10 protein-coding genes are annotated in these 8243 nt (G+C 38.2%); 4 read left to right on the top strand and 6 right to left on the bottom strand.

The features are described 5' to 3' along the window. Positions 1 to 16 precede the first annotated feature (16 nt). The 4 genes from CK510_RS21820 to CK510_RS21830 all read left to right on the top strand — a co-directional run bounded on the left by CK510_RS21820 (position 17) and on the right by CK510_RS21830 (position 2664). Entirely contained in the window at positions 17 to 763 is a 747-nt protein-coding gene (locus tag CK510_RS21820; RefSeq protein ID WP_245912289.1) for a WYL domain-containing protein, read from the top strand. A gap of 406 nt (positions 764 to 1169) precedes the next feature. Further along, positions 1170 to 1499, top strand: a complete 330-nt coding sequence (locus CK510_RS34600; protein ID WP_444876502.1) for a hypothetical protein — start codon at positions 1170 to 1172, stop codon at positions 1497 to 1499. Between the two features lie 509 nt (positions 1500 to 2008). Then, positions 2009 to 2245, top strand: a complete 237-nt coding sequence (locus CK510_RS21825) for a type II toxin-antitoxin system Phd/YefM family antitoxin (protein WP_095723694.1) — start codon at positions 2009 to 2011, stop codon at positions 2243 to 2245. Then, positions 2242 to 2664: a type II toxin-antitoxin system VapC family toxin gene (locus CK510_RS21830; RefSeq protein ID WP_095723695.1), complete on the top strand. Its 423-nt coding sequence runs from the start codon at positions 2242 to 2244 to the stop codon at positions 2662 to 2664. Before CK510_RS21825 ends, CK510_RS21830 begins: the two co-directional genes overlap by 4 nt. Before the next feature lie 357 nt (positions 2665 to 3021). On the opposite strand, the gene CK510_RS21835 is transcribed toward CK510_RS21830, so the two are convergent. The 6 genes from CK510_RS21835 to cas1 all read right to left on the bottom strand — a co-directional run bounded on the left by CK510_RS21835 (position 3022) and on the right by cas1 (position 8068). Then, on the bottom strand, positions 3022 to 5097 hold the full coding sequence (locus CK510_RS21835; RefSeq protein ID WP_095723696.1) for a peptidoglycan DD-metalloendopeptidase family protein: 2076 nt from the start codon (positions 5095 to 5097) through the stop codon (positions 3022 to 3024). Between the two features lie 396 nt (positions 5098 to 5493). Then, positions 5494 to 5742 carry a hypothetical protein gene (locus CK510_RS21840; protein ID WP_095723697.1) on the bottom strand — a complete coding sequence of 83 codons (249 nt, stop codon included), beginning with the start codon at positions 5740 to 5742 and terminating at the stop codon, positions 5494 to 5496. Positions 5743 to 5860: 118 nt separating this feature from the next. Then, positions 5861 to 6157 carry a hypothetical protein gene (locus tag CK510_RS21845; RefSeq protein WP_095723698.1) on the bottom strand — a complete coding sequence of 99 codons (297 nt, stop codon included), beginning with the start codon at positions 6155 to 6157 and terminating at the stop codon, positions 5861 to 5863. Positions 6158 to 6309: 152 nt separating this feature from the next. Further along, positions 6310 to 6579, bottom strand: a complete 270-nt coding sequence (locus CK510_RS21850) for a hypothetical protein (RefSeq protein WP_095723699.1) — start codon at positions 6577 to 6579, stop codon at positions 6310 to 6312. 146 nt (positions 6580 to 6725) lie between these two features. Continuing rightward, positions 6726 to 7004 carry a CRISPR-associated endonuclease Cas2 gene (gene cas2 / locus CK510_RS21855; protein WP_095723700.1) on the bottom strand — a complete coding sequence of 93 codons (279 nt, stop codon included), beginning with the start codon at positions 7002 to 7004 and terminating at the stop codon, positions 6726 to 6728. Between the two features lie 11 nt (positions 7005 to 7015). Then, the gene (gene cas1 / locus CK510_RS21860) at positions 7016 to 8068 is read right to left on the bottom strand and encodes a CRISPR-associated endonuclease Cas1 (RefSeq protein ID WP_095723701.1); all 1053 of its coding nucleotides are present in this window, start codon (positions 8066 to 8068) and stop codon (positions 7016 to 7018) included. Positions 8069 to 8243 lie beyond the last annotated feature (175 nt).

Genomic DNA, 8243 nt, shown 5'->3' on the forward strand with positions numbered 1-8243 from the left:
CCTTGACTAGTTGGCTTTGGGAAAGTATTCCTGTACCTGCAAAGTAACCTTTTCGCATGGGGAACTATTAGAATTAAACCGCTTTTCGGGTAGTGGTAGCTATGATTTTGACCCCAAAAGTTTCTTTTTAGCTTATCCTTTGCAAATCGTATTTTCCAACTTAGCTTGGTACTTGGGGTTTGAATGCGTTAGTGGGAATGAAGCGGGTTTATTGCGGTTTGAACGGTTAGATCGATTATTTTTGGGGAATCAACAAAACCACATGCGATCGCGAAGCGGCATCCTTGATGCATCGCGCTCTCAACAAGAGAAATCATTGCAACAATTACAAGCATTATTAAAAGGCAGTGCCGGATTATTTTTGGGTAATAGTGCAGCAGAACAGCGCAAATTTTTAAGCCAGGATAAACAGGTGCGTCTTACAGTTTGTATGACGGTGGAACTTTGGTTTAATGACGACATTTATAAGTTTATTACCGAAGGAACCAAGCGGTTTGCACAAATCAAAATGTCTCCCCCTATTTCTAAGAAAAAAATCAATCTTCCCAAGTCTGTATTTTCTTTGCAAGCAACAGGAGATAAGCAATTTCCCAACCAATTTCAGGCTATATTACCCAAATGGTCTTTATCTGACTTCGATTTGTGGCGCTGGATTGTTGGTTTTGGGGGTAATGTCAAGGTGATACAACCAATCGAATTAGTAGATAAAGTCAAAGGAATTGGTAGTGAGATTGTTGGTGTTTATCGGGAAATTCCCAATTAAAGTGGGAATAGTTGGGTTTCTAATTGTGCTGAAAGTGCTTCTGTATAAGCTTTTGCTGAATTCAAAGGAGATTTTGTATCATGGTTTTCTACACACCTCGCCAAATCGCTGAAACCTCTATTCTTTCGTCGAGGTGTGTCGATTGCTTACTGTGTAAGGGTTTGAGCTATGTGTTTTACTAATTTTTTGCCTGGATGTACAATGTTTTTTAGAAGTGCGTCGATTTGCGGTCTGAAATCCTTACTGGGCAAGGGCTGCTAGACGAACTCCCCACCGATTGGGTTAAATCGGCATTATTGGAAACCATCTAGCAATAACTGCACAGCATCTTGAAATTCATCCCCCACCGATTGGGTTAAATCGGCATTATTGGAAACGAGCGGTAACACAACGCTCGAAAACCTCTTTGACCCCACCGATTGGGTTAAATCGGCATTATTGGAAACTCAATCTCGATCCTGCTCAGCAAGACCGAACCAACGACCCCACCGATTGGGTTAAATCGGCATTATTGGAAACCCATTCTTCATGTTGTTCTGATAAGCCCAGCAGTGCCCCACCGATCGCACTAAATCGGCATAATTCAACAAAAGCGATCGCACCAGAGAAAATTACTCTTGCGATCGCTTTTTATTGCCCTGTTTTTTTCTGTTATTTATGCAACCAAAAATATAAAAAAATCAGTATTTCTTTTGATAAAAGTCGGGTTTTTATTTTTATTCTGAGTATAGAATAACTCTTTTATTTGCGTAAGTAAGTAGGCGGAAATAAACGGAACTATGTAACAGAATGTAAATTCATCTCAAAGCCTTATCCCTACTCACTACTCACTATTCACTACTCCCTGACCATAACGATAATTTTTCCCGCTCACCTACTTAAATGAGGCTGATAGAATGTGATAGTTGTGGTGCTACGCAATGACTGTTTAATTTTTTTATAGTCGCGAAATAAAAGCTGGAATGCTCCCCAGAGAGCGATCGCTAAATAATTTAAACAGGCTATTTACAAATAGGTGCATATCTGAAAGTATTCTTAGGTCATCAATATTATGTTAATCATAATTCCTATTTACTGAAGATTTCCCCATCTTCCACAGCACTATAATGCTTTGAGGGTGGTAATTACGGCTAGCGCCGCACTGCGTGAACGGCATCGGTTAAGCCTTTGACACCTGTGATATGATATTAGAAGATTATATCGAAACAATAATCTGCGCCCAAATCAAATGGTGGGAAAAGCGTAGTGTTAAAAATTAGTGTTGAAGAAGCAACAATTAATTTCAAAAATCTTTTAGAACAAGTAGCTAAGGGAGAAGAAGTAATTTTGCTAGAGGAAAATAAAATTGTAGCTCGTTTGGTTCCTCCGCAAAAAAAAGAACAGCGTTTAGTTAGTATGAAACAATTCCGAGATGCACTTGCTATTAAGGGAGAATCTTTAAGTACAACTATAATTAATGCACGTATTGAGGAGCGCAGTTGATTTACCTGGATACAAGTATTGTTGCTCCTTTATACTGGACAGAGACATTAAGCGATACAGTTGAGGAACTTGTATTAAGTGAGACTGAGCTTGGTTTGAGTCAATTAGTGGAAGTGGAGCTTATTTCAGCATTATCACGTCGGGTTAGAATGCGTGAAATATCTTCTTATGATGCAACAGCTATAGTCGAAAGGTTTCAAATTGATATAGATAGCGGGTTTTATACTCGTATTACTCTCGAAACGATTCACTACCACTTAGCGCGTGAGTGGATTAGTCGGTTTGCAACACCACTACGTACACTTGATGCTTTGCATTTGGCTGTTGCGTCCCAGAATAATGTTAGGTTGTTAACTGCGGATGCGGGTTTGGCTGCAAGCGCTCAGTTTTTGGAAGTTGATGTTCTTTTATTAGAGTAAACTTGTTTTTTACAATTATTCGTCTTCGACTGCACTATCATGCTTTGAGGGTGGAAATTACGGCTAGCGCCGCACTCCGTGAACGGCATCTGTTAAGCCTTTGACAACGTAGCTTTTTGTGGATTGGGAGCATCTCACTCCCAATAATATAGCGGTTCTCGGTTGCATCCAATACCTTCCCTGCAAGGGAGGGGAGCAAGATAAGCGTATTTTACTTATCTGGAAACCGCTATAAATTGTTTTAAGTGGTTAGCGAAAATTAATTACACACGATCATTATGAGCAGAGTCTAGTGTTTGCAATGGTTTGGGATTTTCAGAATGTACCATTAATTTTCAACTAGCACTTACCAGAATACTAATTTTTATTTTTCCATTCCCAGTAGGCTTGTAGAGGACTAACTGTTGCATTTTTAACTTTGTCTTCTGTACCTCCAGCAACAGAACCACCACCTGCTTTAGTTCCAACTGCTAAATGGAAATGCGCGTTTATTCCTAGTTGATTTCCAACAGTACCAATTCGATCTCCTACTTTTACAGGATCATCCTTTTTCCACTTATCTAAGCTTTGCAAATGACCATAAACCCAAACTCTACCATTTGTATCTTCAACAGCTACAAAGTAGCCATTGGTCGATGCATTCGTAGAATCTGTCCATAAAACTTTACCGTTAGTTGCTGCTTGTACACTGTCTCCAGCAGAAGCTCTCATGTCAATTCCAGAATGTGATTTGCCAATGACTTGTTTGTAACTTGTATCGTATAAGTAACCAGCATTCATTGTTCGAGGACTTCCTAAAATCGCTGTACTAATATCTCTGTAAATTTGTTTTATAGAATCTTGGCTTTCTTCATTACTTAAGTTGCCATCAAAGCGAGTATCATCTCCACTTTCCAAATCCCAATTATTATCTGTCAATGATGATAATTCACGATAATAACCAGCAGCACTAACAGTAGGATTCCGCAAAGAGGTAAATACCTTACTCTCTCCAAAACCGACTATATCGGCTTTCCCATCACCATTGATATCAGCTACCATCCTGGGGTAATCATTATTATTAGTCCAACCTCCATTAGCCTTAGTAAAACCTGGAGATGAAGCGATCGCAGTTTGGAATGTGCCATTTCCATTGCCCAAGGAAATCAATACCTTACTCTCTCCAAAACCGACTATATCGGCTTTCCCATCACCGTTGATATCAGCTACCATCCTGGGGTAATCATTATTATTAGTCCAACCTCCATTAGCCTTAGTAAAACCTGGAGATGAAGCGATCGCAGTTTGGAAGTAACTTGTCTCAACTACAGTACCCGTGTTGAATAAATTAGCTGTAGGTAAATAATTTCTAGTTTTACTCGTTGCTTCTGCTGTTGTTACACGTCCATCTTTGTTGATGTCCAAACCTATATTCTGTTTGTATGCAGTTGTTCCACTAATGAATAGATTAAACTCATTACCTTTGCCAATAGCAGCTGGGTAGAGAACTGCCATGTAAGTATCTTCCAAGGTTGTTAATCTACCAGCGTAGGGCTTGAAATATTTTTCTACATAATCAAGCTGTTGAATAGCACTCATCTTTGCTAAAGCGTCGGTTGAAGTGCCTAAAGATTTAGCTGTACTGGGCATGAATTGAATCAAACCTGTTGCTCCACTACCTGCACCATTTCTAATACTAGGGCTGTAAGTACCACCTGTCTCAAATCCCATCACAGCCATTAAATATTCTGGAACGATACTCAAGCGCTTGCTAATGTCAGCTACTTTGGTGATAAATTCCTTACTAACATTTGGTGAATACGTTCCATATTGAGTATTCATCTCAACAAAAAGTCTCTTCCCATCAATTACCACAGAGGCAAAATCATTCTCATTTCTTAAATTTCTTAATTCACCGTCTGAAATTGTAATTCCCTGAACTACTCGTTGAAAAATACCCCCCTCATCCCCAGCAGCATCCTCTTGATTAATCCGAAAATCAACTGCGTGTCCAATCTCTTCTAGTAAAACACTTTTAATCTCCCCAATATTGCGAGCATTTTGCTCTACAAAACCTTGAGATAAATAGATAGTATCGGTTTTGGTGGCATAAGCACCATTTGCTCCGATTATATCTAAATCCCCAGATATTTTAATTTGAGGCAAATCAGCAAAACTTCCTTGTAACCAGGTTTGTTGTAACTTCGATACAGTCTTTACATCCCAAGCTGTACCAAAGACTTTATCCATCGAAGCTGCAAAATCAGAACTTGCAGCAAATCTTTGTAATGACACTTGAGCTTCCTGCATTGCGTCATTTATAATGGCACTATGGCTGCTACCACCATTAATATTAGACATCTCCAATGGATTGTTCTGATTTGTAGCACTAATATTCAAGCCCTTATTCAAGTATTGCTTGGTGTCTAATTTATCCGCGCTATTAAATACCATATCTATTTCCCTCTTGTGATGGTTTTTTCTTTTGATTTCGATTACCTATGTATGTAGGTTAAAGGTTAAAACGATTGTTTAATCAACTTTTGGCGCGAATGAGAAATTAATCAAATATGAACTCACAAATACTAAAAAAAGTGAGTATATTGCTCCCTCGTTATCTATGCAAATCATGGGAGAGAATTTGGCGAGTTAATACAAAAAGAAGGATTAAATAAGTTAGATTTCAGAAGTCACAATAACTAAATTAAATTGCGAATTTATTTAAGTTTAAACGACGCAGGTGTTTCCATTACATCGACTTCAATAGAAGCCAGCTAATTCAAAGCAAGTAAAAAGACAATAGTTAAAATTAAAAGAGAACAATTGAATATTTCTCTTGTCTTTTAGTTTTCAACTTTTTACTTTTTCTCCCACTCCTTGGAAATCAAAAATAATCAAAAATTTGATATCCTTGGATGAGTTTTGCAACACTCGGAGATAAGCGGCAGCATCATTGTGCTTGCGAAATCGTGCAACAACATGAGAATCATCATCTTCCACAGAAGAGCAACACTCTTCGCACTCTTGCTGTTCAACTAAATGTTGATTTACTGAAACACGAATAATGCACCAAGGATGCAGCTGCTTATAATAGGTCATAAACCACCCCAGAAGTCTTGATAAATCTCACAAACACCAACTTTGAATTAACTACTAACAAAGTAACTGGAGAATATATCTGAAGACAGAGCAAGCTGGTATTGACAAATTTAATTATTTATGTATTCATGTTTAAACATCTCAGGACTTCTAGAGGAATCTCTTCAAAATGTTCTAGAAATAAATCCACCAAACCTAGATTTAGTAAATCGTTGCGTGTCGGATAGCGTTGATTTTTTCCACTTTTAAACCAACCTCGCACCGTCGAATCGGAACGGAAACATATCAAAGCAATTTGCTCATAACTCACACCCCATTTGCCATAAAATTGTGTTGGTGTCATACCAAATTCCCAATTACTGTACAGTTGAATTAGGTGTAACTCGCGTGATGTAATTCGACGGGGATGAGACATAGTAAGTTAAAAGGAAAAAGGTAAAAGGCTAAAGGCAAAAGAAAAAGCAAAAAACTTATTAAGCCTCTCTCCGTTTACGGGGAGAGGTACCCTGCGGGAAGCCGCTCCGCGTCTATGGAGAGGGGTTCTATATTAAAGAACTCACGACTTATTCAATGCGAATCTATATGAGTAATCTCAATAATTTCTCCCTCCAAATATCGCCAATAAAATCGCTTTGCCATCGACGCAGAAGAACTCCAAATATCACCATCTTTACTGCAATAGCGATGAGTTCTTAAACTACGATAAGCAGGACTATTCTGAACGAAACATTTGAAAGCTTTGTCATATTGCTTGCGGTCTTTATTTGGTAAATCATCAAGTTGTTTTTCAGCTTTTGGACTAAAAATTAAACAAAACCTGACAAATTGAATTTGCATTCAATCATTTCCCAATAAAACAAGGTAAATATCCACATTTGACCGAAGCACATTACTCAAAGGTGGGGCGCGTGCTTGCTTGTAAAGCTTCATTTTGTTTATGATGATTGTGGTAAATCTTGTCTAAATTGCCGCAGCTAAACTTGTTAAACTATAAAAGCTGCATCATCGACACTAAATTCGGGTTGTGTTCCCACTACTGCGACTTTACAACGACTGTGTGCAGACATAGGATAAAATCTCACTTGGTCTTCCCGTCGGTTAACCAGTCGCATCAGGAGTTTAGAAATACTTTCATACTGTTTCTCATCCAAAACACACTCAAAAACAGATTTTTGTACTCGTAAACCATAACTTTCCAGCAGTTTGGAAACTTTATTGCGACGGGTATCGCTCACAATGTCGTAACAAACCAAATAAAACATAGCTATTCCACCTATTTCACCAAGGTTAATACTGGTTTTTGGGTTTCAAGCATATTGATGAAATTGGTTTGTTCTGGGTGAAATTTCAATGCAAGAGGACGGTAATATTCCACATCACCCAACAGAGATGCAATATATTCTTTGACCTGCAAGTCAATACACTGACGATAAGAAACTTCTCCAGCGTATGGATGTAGTACAAAAGTTTTTAATTTTCCTTCCCAATGTTGTAAAAAGTGTTGCAGATGGGTGTAAGATTTTTTCCCATTCCCGTTACCATTACCATTACCATTACCATTATTCTTAGCAAGATTACGAACAAAAGTTAACACCAAATCATCAACTATCGGTGCGCGAAATTCTGCACTAAAATCCCACGCTAAAGGAAGTTCGTGATGAGTGTCCCGGTGTAAAATACCATAATCTGGGTGAAGTCCTGCTGTTTTGAGGTGGTTGTAAATATATTGGTGTAATAGTTGATTTCCCAGGGTTAAAAACCTGTTAATTTGCTTTGCCGTTGTGTGCGGGTTTAAGCTATATAAACTCAGTATAGAAGCAACAGCACAGTAGTAAACTTTATCTGCTTCCTCTATATATTGGTGCAGTTCTTCAACGCATGGTGCGAGGGATAAATTATCCATCAGCAGTGTTAAATAATCCAAAGCTCGTTGAGTTGTGTAGTCTGTGCAGTAACGAGTCCAATTTTGGAGAAAAGTCTGTTGATTGTGGAGTTTTGCCCAAACTATACTTTCTGCTGTTGCACGATTAAATTCTCTGTCATGTAAGCGTTGACGTTGGTAATTTAAGTATTTAGCTTGGACTGTAGATGGGTTTTCTAAGCGTCCTAGATATTCACCTGTGTGAGTGAAGTAGATGACGGGGATTTGATTTAAACGAACTATTTGTATGACATCTTTTGGTAATTTGATGTTACCAAAGATGGCAAATTGGCTAATGTTGCTAATGCGGATAAAAAAGCGTTGTTTCTCTTGTTGGAATACCTTCAGATACTTGTTTTGTAGTTTGAAGGATGCATCTGGTTCGGTGATATAAATTGTTGACATAGGTTTGGTGAAGTAAAGAGTGTGAAGTAAAAAATAAAAGTATTAAGACTTTTTCTTTTGTGGCTCGACTGAGCTTTGCCGAATGTCCTTTTAGCTTTTTATCTTTTACTTATCTCCATCTTCCCAAAGCTCTATATGAGTATGTATCGGAGTAAAGGCTATTTTTATATGAGTT

It is taken from the genome of Brunnivagina elsteri CCALA 953 (assembly GCF_002289455.1).
Taxonomy (GTDB): Bacteria; Cyanobacteriota; Cyanobacteriia; order Cyanobacteriales; family Nostocaceae; genus Brunnivagina; species Brunnivagina elsteri.